Here is a 15,595-nt window from a genome sequence, read left to right on the forward strand (position 1 = left end):
GTCTGGTCTTCCCCGTTTCGTCTTTTGACAGGTTCATTTCACGGCGCCCATGGTGATGCCGCGCACGAGATGGCGCTCCACGGCGAGAAAACCTAAGAGCACCGGCAGGATGGTGATGGTGGAGGCGGCCATGACCAGCGGCCAGTCGATCAGCCCCTCCCCCGGATTGATGCGGTAGAGCCGGGCAAGGCCGATCTGCAGCGTGTAGAGATCCTGCTTGCCGACCGCGACCAGCGGCCAGATGTAATTGTTCCACTCGGCGATGAAGATGTAGAGCGCCATGGAGGAGATCGCCGGCCGGGACAGCGGCACGATGATGCGCCACAGCACCTGCAGATGCGTTGCGCCATCCATATAGGCCGCCTCGTCCAGCGCCTTCGGAATGCCGCGCATGTATTGGCGCAGGAAGAAGCAGGCAAAGCCGTTGGAGATCGCCGGCAGGATGAGGCCGGCATAGGTGTCGAGCAGCCCCGCCTTTGCCAGCGTCAGATAGTTGGGGATGAGGCTGATATGGCTCGGGATCATCAGGGTTGCGACCGTTGCGCCGAACATCAGGTCGCCGCCGGGAAACCGGAAGCGGGCAAAGGCGAAGGCGGCCAGCGTTGCCACCGTGATGCCGAGCACCGTGACGAGGCCTGACACGATCAGGCTGTTGATCAGGTAACGGGCGAAATTGAACTGCCCGATGGCCCGCTCGTAATTGTCGAGCGTGAAGGTGACGCGGCCGGCATAGAAGTCGTCCGCCGTCTGGAACGACATCCAGATGGAATAGAGCACCGGCGACAAGAACAGCAGGCCGACGAGGAGCGACAGCAGTGCGACAAAGGGGTTTTCAGGCTTCATAATGCACCTTGCTGCCGATGATGCGGGATTTGAGAAGGGCAAGCCCGACAAGCAGGACGAAGAGGATGACGGCGAGCGCCGAGCCGCGGCCGATGTCGAACAGTTCGAAGCCGATTTCGTAGAGCAGGTTGACCAGCATGTCGGTGGCGCCGGCCGGTCCGCCCCTGGTCATCACGTTGACGATGGTAAAGACCTGGAAGGCCTCGATGACGGCGATGATCAGCAGGAAATAGGTGGTGGGCATCACCAGCGGCAGCGTGACGCGGCGAAACACGTGGAAGCGCTGCCCGCCATCGACGGCTGCGGCATCGTAAAGCTCCTGCGGGATCGCCTGCAGGCCGGCAATATAGATGACGATGTCATAGCCGAGCTGACGCCAGGTGTTGACGATGATCAGCACCCAGAGCGCCAGATAGGGATCCTGCAGCCATTGCGGCCGCCCGAGGCCGACCAGATGGAGGATGGCGTTCACCATGCCGTAATCGGTGGCGAAGACCCAGGAGAACACCACGGCGATCGACACCGTGGAAGTGACGGAGGGCAGGAAGAAGGCGCCGCGCAGCAGGCGGGACGAAAGGGTTTCGCGGATGAGCCGGCTTGCGATGAACAGCGCCGCCCCGAGCCGCAGCGGTACCGAAAGAACCGCAAACAGGACCGTCACCTTCAGCGAATTCCAGAATTCGGCGGACGCGAACAGTTCCTCGTAATTGTGAAGCCCGACGAAGGGCATGTCGGGCGTCAGGAAGTTCCACTGGCGCACGCTGAGGTTCAGGCTCGTCAGGATCGGAACATAGGTAAACACCGCGATGAAGATCATCAGCGGCGCGACGAAGAAATAGGGCGTCAGCTTGCGGAGCATTGTTTATCTGCGCCGGTCGGAGGTTTGCCCGACCGGCGCCCCTGAGGGTTGGAGCGATCAGTTTCCGGTGCGCTGGCTTTCCTTGCGCGTCTGTTCGGCAAAGTCCTTCAGCGCCTCGTCGGCCTTGCGCTGGCCAAGCGCAATCGACTGCCACACCTTGTATTCGGTGGTGCGCATCCAGGTGACGAAGGTCGCGCGGGCGCGGCCATGGGCGTAAGGCAGGGAATTGATCGCCACATCGATGCCCGGCTGGCTTTCCAGCGCCTTGACGGCAACGGGAAGGGCAGCGCTCTTCTTGTTGATCGGCAGATAACCGGTCGCGGCAAACCAGGCGGCATTGGCTTCGGGCGAGGCGGCGTAGCTGACGAATGTGTAGGCCGCATCCTGCACCTCCTTCGGCGAAGATGCCATGATGCCGATGCCGGCGCCGCCGATCGGAACCGAGCACACCTTGTTGCAGGGCATGGGCCGCACGAGGAGATTGTCGCCCAGCGCTTTCTTGCGGCCGCCATAGCTGCCGGTCGAATCCATGTCGATGCCGACCTTGCCGGCCATGAACATGGCATTGCCCTTATCCTCGTCGGTCACGCCATCGGGCGAGGCCACCTTGTGCTGGCTGACCAGCGAGGCCATCCACTGATAGGCTTCAATGGTGTTCGGCTTGTCGAGCAGGATCTTGTTGGTCTTCGGATCGATCAGTTCGCTGTCATTGGACATCACAAGGCCCCAGCGGGCGAACTGGCCGGGCGCACCGATGCCGGAAATGCCCTCCGCGCCAAGCTTGTCCTGAATGGTCTTTGCGGCCTTCAGAACGTCGTCGAAGGTCTTCAGCGGTGTATCGGCGGATAAGCCCGCGCGGGCGAAAATATCCTTGTTGACGTAGAGGACCGGCGTCGAGGAGTTGAACGGCACCACATAGTTCTTGCCGTTGATCACGCCGATCTCGCGGGCATAGTCGTAGAGGTCGTCCTTCAGCGGATCGGCGGCGAAATAGGGGGTGAGATCGGTCAGCACATTGTTGTTGGCGAACAGGCCGTAGCGGGTGATTTCGAGGATTACCGCATCCGGCGTGCGGCGCGCCGGTATGCCGGCCTGCAGCTTGGCCACGAGATCGTTGTAGTTGCCGACGAATTCGGCCTCCACATGGATATCGGGATGGGCCGCCTCGAAGCTGGCAATGATCTTGTTCAGCGCCTCCCCATTCGTCTTGCTGAACGTATGCCAGAACTTGACGGTTGTGGCCGCCTCCGCGGTGCCGACGGCGGCAAACAGGGCGAAAGCGCTGGCTGCAATCGTGGAATGCAATTTGCGTATCATTTCTCTCTCCTCTGCAAGTTAAATTGCATACCGCCGATGTATCCCGCCTGCAAGACAGTTTGTTGACCCCTTTGCAAAGCTTTTGTGAAGCTTCCGCTGGCCGTCTGCCAGTGGCCCCCACTGGCTCGCATCCAAGGTCCAATGTGCCACATCGACCGGCGCGACTCGATGACGGACGGCAACGGTTTTCGCGTATCGACGCCGAGCGGACGCCAGCCCCGCCAATGCGATGATAGATCACGTTCCAAATTTTCCCGGCACAAGATCGGGGCAGGTCTCCGATCGGTAGCTCTGAGGACGATGATGGTCGGCCATACGAGTTGCGGCCGGACAACAGACGCGCACAACGCATCGCTGGCGATTGCCTCAGCGGACCCAGCGCAGAAAAAGGCAGAATCCGAGCGGATTTTGCGCGACACACATCCCGTTCACCTTGCGGCATCATCTGACAAATCGAATTTGCCTGCGGCAGAAAGCATTCGGTAGAAATAAGTATAATAAATTCAGTTATTTAGGATTTTTTATTCATAGCACAATTCAAATTCTGAAAATAGAACCATGCGAGGCCGTGCCCTCTCGGACTCAATTTGCCATTTCGAAATGGTCTTCCCTTGTCACCATTTGATGAGCTGCGCGACAGACAGCAATCGATCTCATCTTCGCTGCATGTCCTCGGCTTGCCTCGGCGTCGGAAGCTTATCTGAACCGGAATATTCCCGCCGAGATGGATACCGCACCACAAACTGTCCCTCGCGCCACGAAGGAAACCAACACGCTCTTGCGCCTGGCAATGTCGCCGCTGATGCGACGGAAAACAGCGTTCGCGCCGACGTCAAGCTGCGCTTCTGAAACGGACAGGCATCTGAAAAAGATGCCTGACAACGACGGGGTGATCCGGCGCCCCTTGTTGTTTTGCCAGTGACGAGGCCCGCTGCTCAACGCTCCGGATTGGCGATGGCGGTGAGGACGCGCGCCGGTGCAAGCGTCGCGCGTCCGATCAGGCTGCGGCCGATGCTCGGCGAGGTCTCGAGGCTCTGTTCGGACAGTCGCGCCGTCAGCGATTGCAGCATTTCGGAGGATTCCGCGAAGGCATTGTGGCCGAGCGGATCGATCTGCTTGGCATCGGAGGCATCGATGAAGGAAATGTTGTGCTCGGCCAGGATCTTTTCATAAGGTCGCAGATCAGCGCCCCCGAGCCTGTCCACATCGCCGGCGAGGAAGGTGGACACCTTCAGCGCCTTGTCATTGCGCGAGGAATAGATCGTGATCCGGGGATGTTGCTTGCCGAGTTCCAGCACCTGGCGGCGGAACACATCCACATCGATATCCGGTGAGGCCAGCACGACATTGCGGATCTTCGGCGAGACGCGGCCATGGCGGATCGCCAGTTCGCGCAGCGCTTCCATGGTGAGCCATGAGCCCATCGAATGGGCAAGAATGGTCACGTCGGCGACGTCCGGCGCAGCGGTGGCCTTTTCCAGCGCCTCGACCAGGCCGAAGCGCGAATAGATCGTGCTTTCCCGGTCATAGACATAGTCCAGCGTGTTGGCGCGAGACGGCCAGGTGAAGAGGACCGGTGCAGCATCCACCTTGATGTCATGGGCGATCTGGGCAAAGCGGAAAACGGCTTCGGTATAGTTGTTGTTGAAGCCATGCACGAACACCAGAACCCGGCGCGAGGGCTTGCCGGTGCGCTTGAACCAGGCTTCGGCACCGCGATCATCAACCGCTTGAGCCTGTGTCACCACGAAGGATTTTTGCGGGTCCGGCCTGCCGGTGCTGGGGGGCAGTTCGATGGCTCCCACTTCCCGCGCATGAAGCGGAGGAATGGAGACGACAACGTTGTCGAGCCGCAATGACTCGCCCCGCTCCCCGCTGTAGCGCACGGCGGGATCATCCGACGGCGCCCGGGTGGTGGCCACCAGCATGTCCACCTTGCTGTCCGGCGGGGGATCGTAGGCAACGGGAATCATGGCATCCGGACGATGACCACAGGCAGCAACCGCCAGAGCCAGAACCACCAGCAGGCCCGTTCTGAAGGACCATCCCCCGCGCCCGACCCGTGGCGATCTCTTCCCGGAAGGCGATCTGCGGCGGCATTCTATACGGCTGTCTTCGAAACGCACATCGCCCTGCAAGGCATTTCCCTTCGTTTGCAGCCCTTGGAACCCGTCCGCCGGGCATAACACTGCCCACGCCCCTCCTGTCAATTGCCAGGGCGACCGCCACGGCATCTCACCTTGCTGGAACTGTACCCTTGACAAGGTCCAATGCCCGAATCCATACTTCGTCAAGTTGCCGAACAAATTAGGCAGCAGCTTCGCCACCAGGGGACGAGAGATTGGAGGCACGCATGGAACGGCTGGACCAGGCAAGCGCTGAGGAGGCTTCCGCTGAAGCCGGCCCTGGCCTTTCCGTCGCCGCCCGGGCTTCCTCGATAAACGATTCCCGTCCGAGGCCGCTTTCCGGCACAGATATTTCCCGGGCCCATGGCGCCCGACGGAAAACGCCTGCGCTCCTCCCAGGACAGGCCGCGAACAACAAGAAATGCCAACTCCAGAGAAGGAAGACCGAAATGAAAAGGTTTTTGTACGGCTCGCTGATGGCCGCCGGCCTGCTCGCCGGCATGCCTGCGCATGCGTCCGAACTGAAGATCATGTGGTATCTCGGCACGGATGCCGAGGAGCAGGCGATCAAGGATGTGCTTGCTGCCTATACGAAGCTCAATCCGAAGACGACCTTCAACCTGCAGATCGTTCCCTATGATGACATCGACAACCGCTTTGCCCAGCTGGCAGCGGCCGGTACGCTGCCGGACCTGTCGAAGACCTCGTCGATGCGCCCCTTCATCCGTCCGTACCTCACGGATTTCGCGCCGGTTTTCGGGAAGGATTACCTGAACGACTTCGTGCCCGGCTGGGCGGCTGGTGCCAAGCTCGGCGACCAGATCATTGCAGCCCCGCTGCAGGTGACGGCGACCGGCATGCTGATCAACCGGTCCGCCTTCGACAAGGCCGGCGTTGCGATCCCCGACATCAAGACCTCCTGGACCTGGGATGAGTTCCTCGCCAAGACCAAGGAAGTGGCAGACAAGGCCGGCGTGCGTTACCCGCTGGTCTGGGACGTCTCCCAGAGCCGCTGGCTGACCATGGAATTCCAGTACGGCAATCACATCTACTCGGAAAACGAACCCTACAAGGTTGTCTTCGACCACGACAAGGCCACCGCTGTTCTCGACAAATTCATCGGCATGACCAAGACGCACATGCCGCCGGGCCTGTGGTCGGGCTCCAGTTCCGACAACCCGAAGCAGCTCTTCACCAGCGGCCAGGCGGTTGCCTGGATGTCCGGCAACTGGCAGGCCGGCGGCCTCGCTGAAAACGCCAAGTTCGACTGGCAGGCCGGACCCACGCCCTATGGCACCGTCAAGTCCAGCATGGTCGGCGGCGACTACGTGATCGGCTTCAACACCAGCGAGCACGTCGATGAGGCCAACGCCTTCATCAAGTGGCTGACCACCGATCCGAAGGCGCAGGAACTCTACACCAAGCCGCTGATGTACATCCCGGCCAACCTGAAGGTGCCGCCGATCGACTACGGCAATGCCAAGGCTTCCGCGGCCCTGCAGGCCTTCAAGGAAGAGCTGGCCGCCAGCCCCAACTATGCCGCCACCGACCAGGCAAACCCGGCCATGCAGTATGTCTGGGGTCCGATGCGCCAGACGCTGTTCCAGGCCACGACCGGCCAGATCAGCAGTGCAAAGGCGATCGACCAGATCATCAAGACGGCGCAGGACTCCTTGACGGAAGCGGGACAGTGAGCAGCATCCAATCCACCATCGAGACGACGCCGGGAGCAATCCCGGCGTCCACCGGCAAGGCGCCGGGCAACACACCCTGGACGAAGCGGCTGTTTCCCTACCTGCTGCTGACGCCAACCGTCGGGCTGCTGGCGATCTTCACGCTCTATCCGCTGGTCCAGGGCCTGTGGATGTCCTTCTTCAAGCGCGGCATCGTCGTCGTGGAGCGGGCGCCGGCCACCTGGCCGAAATTCGTCGGCATCGACAATTATATTCGCCTGTTCAACGATCCCGACTTCTTCAACACGCTGGCAAAGACCGTGGGCTTCGTGGTGATCGCGGTTCCGGCCGTCACCGCCGTCTCGCTCGGGCTCGCCATCCTCCTGAAGAACCGCTTCTTCGGCGTTGGCGCCGTGCGCGCCATCGTCTTCTTTCCCTCGATGATCAGCCTTCTGATCACCGGCGTCGTCTGGAAATGGATGTTCGGCCTCAATTCCGGCCTGATGAACTATCTCCTCTCCCTCATCGACGTGGCACCGGTTCCGTGGCTCGACAATGGCACCATGGCGCAGATCGCCGTCGTCATCGTCTGGGTCTGGGCAAGCGCCGGCTTCTACATGATGATCTTCATCGCCGGTCTCACCACCATTTCCGAGGATCTTTACGAGGCTGCCCGCGTCGATGCCGCCAGCACCTGGCGCATCTTCACCCGCATCACGCTGCCGCTTCTGAAGCCAAGCATCTCTCTGGTCGTGATCCTGTCCTCGGTCGAGGCCTTCAAGGTCTACGAACTGGTCGTCTCGCTGACCGGCGGCGGTCCTGGCCGCTCGACCGTCTACCTGATCCAGACCATCTACGAGACGGCCTTTACCAAGGCGAACCAGGCCGGCGTTGCCGCCGCGCAATCGGCTGTCCTGTTCCTGATCCTGCTCGTGCTCACCGCCATCCAGCTTCGCATCAGCAAGGAGAAAGCATGACCACCGCCCTCCTCTCCAGCCGTGCCGCCCGCGACTGGGCCTTTCGCGGCCCGCTGATCGCCCTCGTCCTGATCCTCTTCCTGCTGCCGCCGCTCTGGCTGCTGGCAAGCGCGCTGAAGGCCCCGAACGACATCTTCGCCTGGCCGCCGACGCTTCTGCCCTCGCCGGCAACGCTCGTGAACTTCGCCACCGCCTTCGATCAGTCCGGCTTCGGCCTGTTCTTCCAGAACTCGCTGTTCGTCTCCACCATCTCGGCTGCGATCTCGGTGCTGATCAGCCTGATGGCGGGCTATGCGCTGGCAAAGTTCCGCTTCAAAGGCGAAACCTTCTTCTTCATGCTGATCATGTCGGCACTGATGATCCCGCTGCAGATCATTCTCATCCCGATCTTCATCGTGCTGAAGGATCTGGGTCTCCTCAACTCGCTGTGGGGCGTGATCCTCGCGCCGGCCGCCACTCCGTCCGGCGTATTCATCATGCGTCAGTACATCCGCAGCATTCCCGACAGCCTGCTGGAGGCCGCCCGCATCGACGGCACGCCGGAATGGCGCATCCTGTTCCGCATCATTCTTCCGCTGTCGATCCCGGCCATTGCCGCACTTGCCGCCTTCAACTTCGTCTGGCGGTGGAACGACTATCTCTGGCCGTACCTGATCATCACCGATCAGTCGAAATGGACCGTTCAGCTGGCGCTCGCCAACAATGTGGGCCAGTGGGACATCAACTGGCCGCGACTGCTGGCCATGTCGGTCCTGTCGGTCATTCCGACGCTGGTGCTGTTCGTGAGCCTGCAACGCTATTTCATGAATGGCCTGCTCTCGGGCGCGACCAAGGAATAGCGCTGACGAACATCTGCCAGCGGGCGGCGCCGGATCCCAACCATCCGGCGCCGCTGCCTTTCTCTTTCTGGTCTCTTTTTTGGCCCTCTCCTGCCCCGATGGATGTGTGACATGCTTGGCGTCTGCTATTACCCCGAACACTGGCCGGAAGAGATCTGGGCCGAAGACGCACGGCGCATGGCCGAAGCCGGGATAGGCGTGGTGCGGATTGCCGAATTCGCCTGGGCGCGGCTGGAACAGGCGCCGGGTGTTTTCGACTGGGCCTGGCTCGACCGCGCCATCGAGACCCTTGCCGCGCAGGGCCTGAAGCTGGTGCTGGGCACCCCGACAGCCGCACCGCCCCGCTGGCTGGTGGATCTCCATCCGGACATTCTGCCGGTCGATCGCAACGGGCTGCCGCGCCTGTTCGGTTCGCGCCGCCACTACACACCGGCAAGCCCGGCCTTCATCGAAGCAACGCGCCGGATCGTCACCGCCATGGCGGAGCGCTACGGCAACCATCCCTCCGTCATCGGCTGGCAGGTGGACAATGAATTCGGCTGCGATGACACGATCTTTTCCTGGGGTCCGCTCGACCGCGCGCATTTCCAGAACTGGCTGAAGGTCCGCTACACGACTGTGGACGCCCTCAATGCGGCCTGGGGCAATGATTTCTGGTCGATGGCCGTCAGCGATTTTGCCGAGGTGGAGCTTCCCACCCGTCAGGTCTGCGACATCAATCCGTCCGTGCAACTCGATTTCATGCGTTGCCGCTCGGACCTCTTCATCGATTATTTTCGCCTGCAGGCCGAGATCATTCGCACCCACGCGCCGGACCGCTTCGTCACCCACAACTTCATGGGCTTCTCCCACACCTTCGACCATTTCGAAATGGGCCGGCAGATGGACGTGGCAAGCTGGGATTCCTATCCGCTGGGCCGGATCGAAAGCCTGCCGTTTGCGGAAGGCGAGCGCAATCGCTGGGCGCGCACAGGCCACCCCGATGTCACCGCTCTCCAGCACGATCTCTACCGGGCCGTCGGCAGGGGGCGTTTCTGGATCATGGAACAGCAGCCAGGACCGGTGAACTGGGCGAACTGGAATGCGGTGCCGGAACGCGGCATGGTGCGGCTGTGGACTTGGGAAGCGCTGGCGCATGGTGCCGAAGCCGTCGTCTATTTCCGCTGGCGGCAGTATCGCAAGGCGCAGGAGCAGATGCATGCCGGCCTGCTGCGTCCCGATCACGCGGTGTCGGCGGGCGGCAAGGAAGCCGTCCGCGTGGCCGGAGAACTGGCCCGCCTCGGCGATCTGCCTGCCACCACGCCGGCACCGTTGGCGCTCGTGTTCGACTATACGGCTGCCTGGGTCACGCAATTTCAGCCGCAGGGCAAGGATTTCGATTATCGCATCCTGAAGCTGCGCTGGTACGAAGCCTTCCGCCGCCTGGGGATCGACGTGGACATCGTGGAACCCGGTGCCTCGCTTGCCGGCTATCGTCTCGTGCTGGTACCGACGCTGCCGATCCTCTCTGAAGCGGCCCTGAAGGCATTCGAAGAGACGGACGCGCTGATTCTGTTCGGCCCGCGCACGGGCTCGAAGGACGAAAACTTCGCAATTCCGGTGTCACTTCCACCCGGTCCGCTGCTGCAAAAACGTCTGCCGCTGAAGGTGGCGGAGGTCGAGAGCATGCGGCCGGGCCTCTCTGCCGCCGTCGCCGGCACGGTGTCCGGCATCGTCACCCGCTGGCGCGAAGTTCTCGAAACCGATCTCGATCCCCTCGCCCGCTTCGCGGATGGCGCTCCTGCCATGGTCGCCGCCGGACGCTTCCACTATCTCGCCGGCTGGCCGGAGGAAGACCTGCTGGAATCCGTCGCGCGGCATCTGCTGGCAAGCGCCGGTCTTCCGGTTCTCGACCTGCCGGAGCATGTCCGCCTGCGCCGTCGCGGAGATCTGACCTTCGCCTTCAACTACGGCCCCGACAGCTTTGCACTGCCAGTTGCCGCCGACAAGCTGCTACTCGGCGAGCCGCTGCTGAAGGCTTATGACGTCGCCTGCTGGCGGACGTGAGAAGAGGCAGCGACCTTCGCCCGGTTGTCCAGACCCGCAGTGGAGTTCGGGAAACGATCCGCCCTGCCGCGTCACGTGCCAAAGACGGCCGCACCTGATGGCAAAAATGCCCTGACTCAGTCCCTGGCCTGTGGCAGGCGCATTTCGCTCGGCAGTTCCTGCGGCGAGAACAGCGCGTTGTGAAGCTGGTTGAGAGCAATCGCAATGGCGCCGATCAGGGTGGCGCGGGGGCCGAGCGCGCTCGGCTCGAGGCTGATCATGCGACGGGTCAGCCGGGGCAGTTCGGCACGGATCAGCGACAGAAGAAACGGATGGCGGCCGACATTGCCGCCAAGCACGATCTTTTCTGGATCGGTCATCGCATCGACCGAGACGATGAGAAGGGCGGCCAGCCGCGCCGTCTCCCGAATGACCGACAGCGCCGGCTCCTCGCCGGCTTCGGCTGCCTCCAGAATCTGCCGGGTATCGGCCTCTCCGCCGCCGGCGGCGCGATAACGGGACACGATGCCCTGAGCGCCGATGGCGCTTTCCAGTGCGCCGCGCTCCAGACTGTCTTCGCGATAGGGATCTGCGCCGAAGGGCAGGTAGGAGATTTCACCGGCAGCCCCCCGCGCGCCCTTCACCAGCTTGCCATTGACCAGCATGCCAAGGCCGATGCCAGTGCCGAGCGCGATGAAAGCAGCCGTTTCGAGCCCGGCGGAACAGCCCTTCCAGGTTTCGCCAAGCGCTGCAGCATTCACGTCGTTTTCGATCACCACCTCGCAGCCCAGCGCCTCGCCGAGCCTTCGCACCACATCGAGACTGCCCGTCTCGGCCATGTTGGGCGCAAGCGCCAGATGCCCGGAAACCGGATCGACCACGCCGGGTGTCGCGACCGCACCGAGCAGCACCTTCTCGAAGGGGATGCCGGCACGGTGCAGGCACTTTTCCACGAGATCATGCATGTGGCCGATCAGCGCCTCGCCGGCGCGCCCGCCCGTCGGGTGCTCGCTTTCATGCACGATACTGCCCGAGATCGACACGACGGCAATGCGGATCGTCGTTGCGCCGAGATCGACACCCACGGCATAACCACTGTCTTCCGCCACCTCGTAGGTAATGGCGCTGCGCCCCACCTTGCCGCTGACAATGCCGTTGACCCGCACCCAGCCGGATTCCTCCAGCGCGCGGATCACCTCCGACATGGTCTGCTTGGAAAGGCCTGTCTTCTTGGCCAGCGTCGCACGCGACGTCGGGCCTTCCTGCAGCAGCACATCCATGGCGGCGCGAACGGAGATCTGGCGAAGAACGGGAGGCAGGCTCTGGCGTAGGGTCATCAATGCGCTCTAAGGGTGAATCGGCAGAAAGCTTCCACCGCCTTGTTCCTACACAATGGCGGCGAACCTGCATAGTGTTCGGACAGGTGACGAACTATTGCACTGCAATACGTGTCAGCCTACAACAGAGTGACAATCCAGCGCGGCATTTTCAACGGGTGCCAATCCCGGAATTTATGTTCGGCACCTTGACGAACTATAACAAAAGCCGCAAAGTGCCGATGTTCCGCCGCATGAGGAAAAGGTGCGGCGGCGCGCTGAGAAGGACAGGTACAAGGGGTTCGCAATGGCAGGTCTCACACTGAACGGCGTCGTGAAGCGCTACGGCACGCATCCGGTCATCCACGGTGTCGATCTCTCAGTGAAAGACGGCGAGTTCGTCGTGCTGGTCGGCCCGTCCGGCTGCGGCAAGTCCACCATGCTGCGCATCATTGCCGGCCTTGAAGAGACGACCGCCGGCAGCGTGAAGATCGGCGAGGAGGATGTGACCGCCCTTCCCCCCGGCGATCGCGGCATTGCCATGGTCTTCCAGTCCTACGCGCTTTATCCCCACATGACCGTCCGTCAGAACCTCTCCTTCGGGCTGGAAAACCTGAAGATGGGCAAGGCGGAAATCGACCGCCGCATTACGGAAGCCGCCCGCATGCTGGCCATCGAGCCGCTTTTGGAGCGCCGCCCGAAGCAGCTTTCCGGCGGACAGCGCCAGCGCGTTGCGATCGGCCGCGCCATCGTGCGCGATCCCAAGGTCTTCCTGTTCGACGAGCCGCTGTCCAACCTCGATGCGGCGCTGCGCGTACAGACCCGCGGCGAGATCAGCCGCCTGCACAAGCGCCTCGGCGCCACCATGATCTATGTGACGCATGACCAGATCGAAGCCATGACCATGGCCGATCGCATCGCGGTCCTGAATGCCGGCGTGCTGGAGCAGTTCGGCGCACCACTTGATCTCTTCGAATTCCCCGTCAACAAGTTCGTCGCCGGCTTCATCGGCTCGCCGCAGATGAATTTCTACGAAGGCACGCTCACCGCCACGGGTGCCGAACAGGTGAATGTCGAGGTGCCGGGCTTCGGCATCATCGAGGCTCCCGTGGATGGTTCCACTGCCAAGGTTGGCGACAAGGTCATCCTCGGTGTACGGCCCAATCATTTCCACATGCTGAAGGGCCAGCCGGGCACCTATCATCGTGTGCGCTTCACGGTGACCTACACCGAAAGCGTCGGCACCGAGACCTACATGTTCGGCAAGGTCGAGGGCAACGAGATCGACACCGTACTGCACCTGCCCGATCACGTGCCCGCCAAGGAAGGTGATGTGATTGAGTTCGGCATCCAGCCGGACCGTTTCCATGTCTTCGATGCGAAGACGGAAAAATCCTTCCCCAAGCGCCGCGCCGACGGAAGCCGCATCGCCAACGCAGCCTGATGTCCCGATGTATTAGCCCTGCTCATGCCGCGCAGGCAGCGGGCGGGCTGTCGCCCTTTGCCCCATTGCGGAATACAGACATGACGCCCCTCATCCTTGCCAACGCAACGGAGGCGGCCAATGCCGTCGCCGAACGTATCATCACGCTCCTGCAGGATAAGCCCGATGCGGTGCTGGGCCTTGCCACGGGTGCCACAATGGAGCCGGTCTATCACGCCTTGATCGGCGCGCACCGCGCGGGTCGCGTCAGCTTTTCCCGCGCCCTGAGTTTCAATCTCGATGAATATGTGGGACTGCACCCCACTCACCCCGGCAGCTACCGCTCGACCATGAACCGGCTGCTGTTTGACCATGTGGATATCGATCTGTCCCGCACTCACGTGCCGGACGGCATGGCGAGCGATATCGAAAGGGCGGCGGCAGACTACGAGCAGCAGATTGCAGAGGCCGGCGGCATAGACCTGCAACTGCTCGGCATCGGTCGCAACGGCCATATCGGCTTCAACGAGCCGGGCTCGCCGCTTGAAAGCCGCACCCGCCAGGTACGGCTGCATGCCGAAACACTGGCCGCCAACAGGACCTTCTTTGCCGATGCCCGCGTGCCGGAAACGGCCATCACCATGGGGATTGCCACCATCCTGTCGGCCCGCTCCATCGTGGTTCTCGCCACCGGCGCCGCCAAGCAGGCGGCCGTTGCAGAGGCGCTTGCCGGCCGCTTCGATGCCGCCTGCCCGGCCTCCGCGCTGTCGGCCCATGGCGACGTGACCTGGATCCTGGACAGCGCAGCAGCCCCCGGCGCCCGTGCGGCCTGAGGCAAGACGGATTTTGGCCCCGGCTACATTTTCAGGCCTCGTCTCTACGGGCATGAAAACGTAGCCGGGGCCAATCGCCTGGCATACACAGCAATCTGGTATACGAGGCTCCGCTGCCGCTCGACGCGACATCCAGCATGACGTCGCCCCGGTACAGGTTCTGTCGAGGAATTCGGGACAGACTGAGCCTGTCCCGTGGATATCTCAATCGGCTACACGACCCGCCGCGATCGCCGTCTCGATGGTGGCGCGATGTTCGAGGATGGCGGCGGCGTGCATGCCGGTCCAGCCCTGCAGCAGCGAGCCGCGCGCAAACGGCGGCGAGAAATATTCGACCGAGCCGATCCAGCCGTTCTCGAGGCTCGTTCTCCACCAGCGGGTCAGCGGATAATCCCAGCCGCCGAGGCCGAATTTCAGGCGCTGTTCGGCATAGAGGCCGGAGAGATAGGGCCAGTCCGCGCCGTTGTGGTAGCGATAGGCGAAGGCGGATTTGGCGCGGGTATCGGCCGGGCGTTTGAAGGGCGGCCATGCGCACATCACGCCCCAGTCACCATAGGGCTGGCGGTCGTTGTTGCGGGTTTCGAGCAACCGCTCGGCATGGCCCAGCACGGTGCGGGCACGATCGGCAGAGACAGCATCGAAGCGCAGCAGCGTCAGGCTGTCGAGCGTCAGATGGTCCTCGACGAACTCGCCCTTCAGGCCGTAATCCTGATACCAGCCGCCCGGCGTCAGCATTGCTTCATCGAGATTGGCGCGCGCCTTTTCGGCAAGCGCCCGGGCTTCCCCGGCAAGGGCGGCGTCCAGCGCAGCGCCCTGCGTGGCGATCACGTCGAGCGCACCGATCCAGAGCCCCACGTCATAGGCGACATAGCCGTGGCGATAGACATTGTCGGCCCAGTCCCGGTCATGGCGCGGCTTGACGGCCAGCCCTGTGCCATAGACATCGAAGCCCTGATAGCGGCGGAAGATTGCCGCCACCGTCTTCCAGTGGTCGGACAGCGCCGTCATATCACCGGTCACGCGGATATAGTCGCCGATAGTCAGGATGAAGAACAGCGGGCTGTCGAAGTGGTCGCTCCACCAGTCGGTGGAGCGCAAATGCTCCATCTTGTACTCGGCGGAGTTGACGCGGAACCTTTCCCATTCCTCGCCCTGCTTCGGCCCGGTGAGAATGACGCCGCTCGGCGCCTCGCCATCCGGCTGGATGCCGGTCGCCAGCAGATCGATCTGGCCGCGCACCACCTGCGGCTCGAGGAAGAGCAGCGCCTGCAGTGCCCAGTAGCCGTCACGGTAATAGGTGCGGGTCGGGGCCGAATAGGCCTGACCGGCCGCTTCCTGGGGCTTGCGGCCGGTCAGGCCTATTC

Annotated in this window: 12 protein-coding genes; 6 read left to right on the top strand and 6 right to left on the bottom strand. The window is 62.6% G+C overall.

The window, feature by feature from the left end; translation table 11 throughout:
- Positions 1-33: 33 nt before the first annotated feature.
- From FNA46_RS21640 to FNA46_RS21655, 4 genes are all read right to left on the bottom strand, one after another.
- Positions 34-843, bottom strand: a complete 810-nt coding sequence (locus FNA46_RS21640) for a carbohydrate ABC transporter permease (protein ID WP_143127291.1) — start codon at positions 841-843, stop codon at positions 34-36.
- The gene (locus FNA46_RS21645; protein WP_143127292.1) at positions 833-1,702 is read right to left on the bottom strand and encodes a carbohydrate ABC transporter permease; all 870 of its coding nucleotides are present in this window, start codon (positions 1,700-1,702) and stop codon (positions 833-835) included. Before FNA46_RS21645 ends, FNA46_RS21640 begins: the two co-directional genes overlap by 11 nt.
- A 57-nt stretch (positions 1,703-1,759) precedes the next feature.
- Complete coding sequence (locus FNA46_RS21650; RefSeq protein WP_143127293.1) at positions 1,760-3,019, bottom strand: ABC transporter substrate-binding protein; 1,260 nt, start codon at positions 3,017-3,019, stop codon at positions 1,760-1,762.
- A gap of 935 nt (positions 3,020-3,954) precedes the next feature.
- Positions 3,955-5,040: an alpha/beta hydrolase gene (locus FNA46_RS21655; protein WP_185969949.1), complete on the bottom strand. Its 1,086-nt coding sequence runs from the start codon at positions 5,038-5,040 to the stop codon at positions 3,955-3,957.
- A 554-nt stretch (positions 5,041-5,594) separates the two neighbouring features.
- Between FNA46_RS21655 and FNA46_RS21660 the strand changes: the two genes are divergently transcribed.
- From FNA46_RS21660 to FNA46_RS21675, 4 genes are all read left to right on the top strand, one after another.
- Entirely contained in the window at positions 5,595-6,839 is a 1,245-nt protein-coding gene (locus FNA46_RS21660; protein ID WP_143127295.1) for an ABC transporter substrate-binding protein, read from the top strand.
- Positions 6,836-7,795, top strand: coding sequence for a carbohydrate ABC transporter permease (locus FNA46_RS21665; RefSeq protein ID WP_244617981.1), 960 nt, complete (start codon positions 6,836-6,838; stop codon positions 7,793-7,795). Before FNA46_RS21660 ends, FNA46_RS21665 begins: the two co-directional genes overlap by 4 nt.
- Positions 7,792-8,634 carry a carbohydrate ABC transporter permease gene (locus FNA46_RS21670; RefSeq protein WP_143127296.1) on the top strand — a complete coding sequence of 281 codons (843 nt, stop codon included), beginning with the start codon at positions 7,792-7,794 and terminating at the stop codon, positions 8,632-8,634. Before FNA46_RS21665 ends, FNA46_RS21670 begins: the two co-directional genes overlap by 4 nt.
- A 111-nt stretch (positions 8,635-8,745) precedes the next feature.
- Positions 8,746-10,680: a beta-galactosidase gene (locus FNA46_RS21675; protein WP_143127297.1), complete on the top strand. Its 1,935-nt coding sequence runs from the start codon at positions 8,746-8,748 to the stop codon at positions 10,678-10,680.
- A gap of 116 nt (positions 10,681-10,796) precedes the next feature.
- Here FNA46_RS21675 and FNA46_RS21680 read toward each other — a convergent pair whose 3' ends face one another.
- On the bottom strand, positions 10,797-11,996 hold the full coding sequence (locus tag FNA46_RS21680; protein WP_143127298.1) for an ROK family protein: 1,200 nt from the start codon (positions 11,994-11,996) through the stop codon (positions 10,797-10,799).
- Between the two features lie 286 nt (positions 11,997-12,282).
- Between FNA46_RS21680 and FNA46_RS21685 the strand changes: the two genes are divergently transcribed.
- Together FNA46_RS21685 and nagB are read left to right on the top strand one after the other, a co-directional pair.
- A complete protein-coding gene (locus FNA46_RS21685) occupies positions 12,283-13,419 on the top strand; it encodes an ABC transporter ATP-binding protein (RefSeq protein WP_143127299.1) in 1,137 nt (378 codons plus the stop codon).
- 80 nt (positions 13,420-13,499) lie between these two features.
- Complete coding sequence (gene nagB, locus FNA46_RS21690) at positions 13,500-14,231, top strand: glucosamine-6-phosphate deaminase (RefSeq protein WP_210245910.1); 732 nt, start codon at positions 13,500-13,502, stop codon at positions 14,229-14,231.
- A gap of 204 nt (positions 14,232-14,435) precedes the next feature.
- On the opposite strand, the gene FNA46_RS21695 is transcribed toward nagB, so the two are convergent.
- Positions 14,436-15,595, bottom strand: a 1,160-nt coding sequence (locus FNA46_RS21695) for a GH116 family glycosyl hydrolase (RefSeq protein ID WP_246103273.1), incomplete at its 5' end; no start/stop codon positions are given.

The organism is Affinirhizobium straminoryzae, assembly GCF_007004135.1.
In the GTDB taxonomy this organism is placed as follows: Bacteria; Pseudomonadota; Alphaproteobacteria; order Rhizobiales; family Rhizobiaceae; genus Neorhizobium; species Neorhizobium straminoryzae.

Bases quoted from the DNA above. Each gene is read 5' to 3' on its own strand.
- FNA46_RS21640 (WP_143127291.1), bottom strand. From the start codon at position 843: ATGAAGCCTGAAAACCCCTTTGTCGCACTGCTGTCGCTCCTCGTCGGC.
- FNA46_RS21645 (WP_143127292.1), bottom strand. From the start codon at position 1,702: ATGCTCCGCAAGCTGACGCCCTATTTCTTCGTCGCGCCGCTGATGATC.
- FNA46_RS21650 (WP_143127293.1), bottom strand. From the start codon at position 3,019: ATGATACGCAAATTGCATTCCACGATTGCAGCCAGCGCTTTCGCCCTG.
- FNA46_RS21660 (WP_143127295.1), top strand. From the start codon at position 5,595: ATGAAAAGGTTTTTGTACGGCTCGCTGATGGCCGCCGGCCTGCTCGCC.
- FNA46_RS21670 (WP_143127296.1), top strand. From the start codon at position 7,792: ATGACCACCGCCCTCCTCTCCAGCCGTGCCGCCCGCGACTGGGCCTTT.
- FNA46_RS21675 (WP_143127297.1), top strand. From the start codon at position 8,746: ATGCTTGGCGTCTGCTATTACCCCGAACACTGGCCGGAAGAGATCTGG.
- FNA46_RS21680 (WP_143127298.1), bottom strand. From the start codon at position 11,996: ATGACCCTACGCCAGAGCCTGCCTCCCGTTCTTCGCCAGATCTCCGTT.
- FNA46_RS21685 (WP_143127299.1), top strand. From the start codon at position 12,283: ATGGCAGGTCTCACACTGAACGGCGTCGTGAAGCGCTACGGCACGCAT.
- nagB (WP_210245910.1), top strand. From the start codon at position 13,500: ATGACGCCCCTCATCCTTGCCAACGCAACGGAGGCGGCCAATGCCGTC.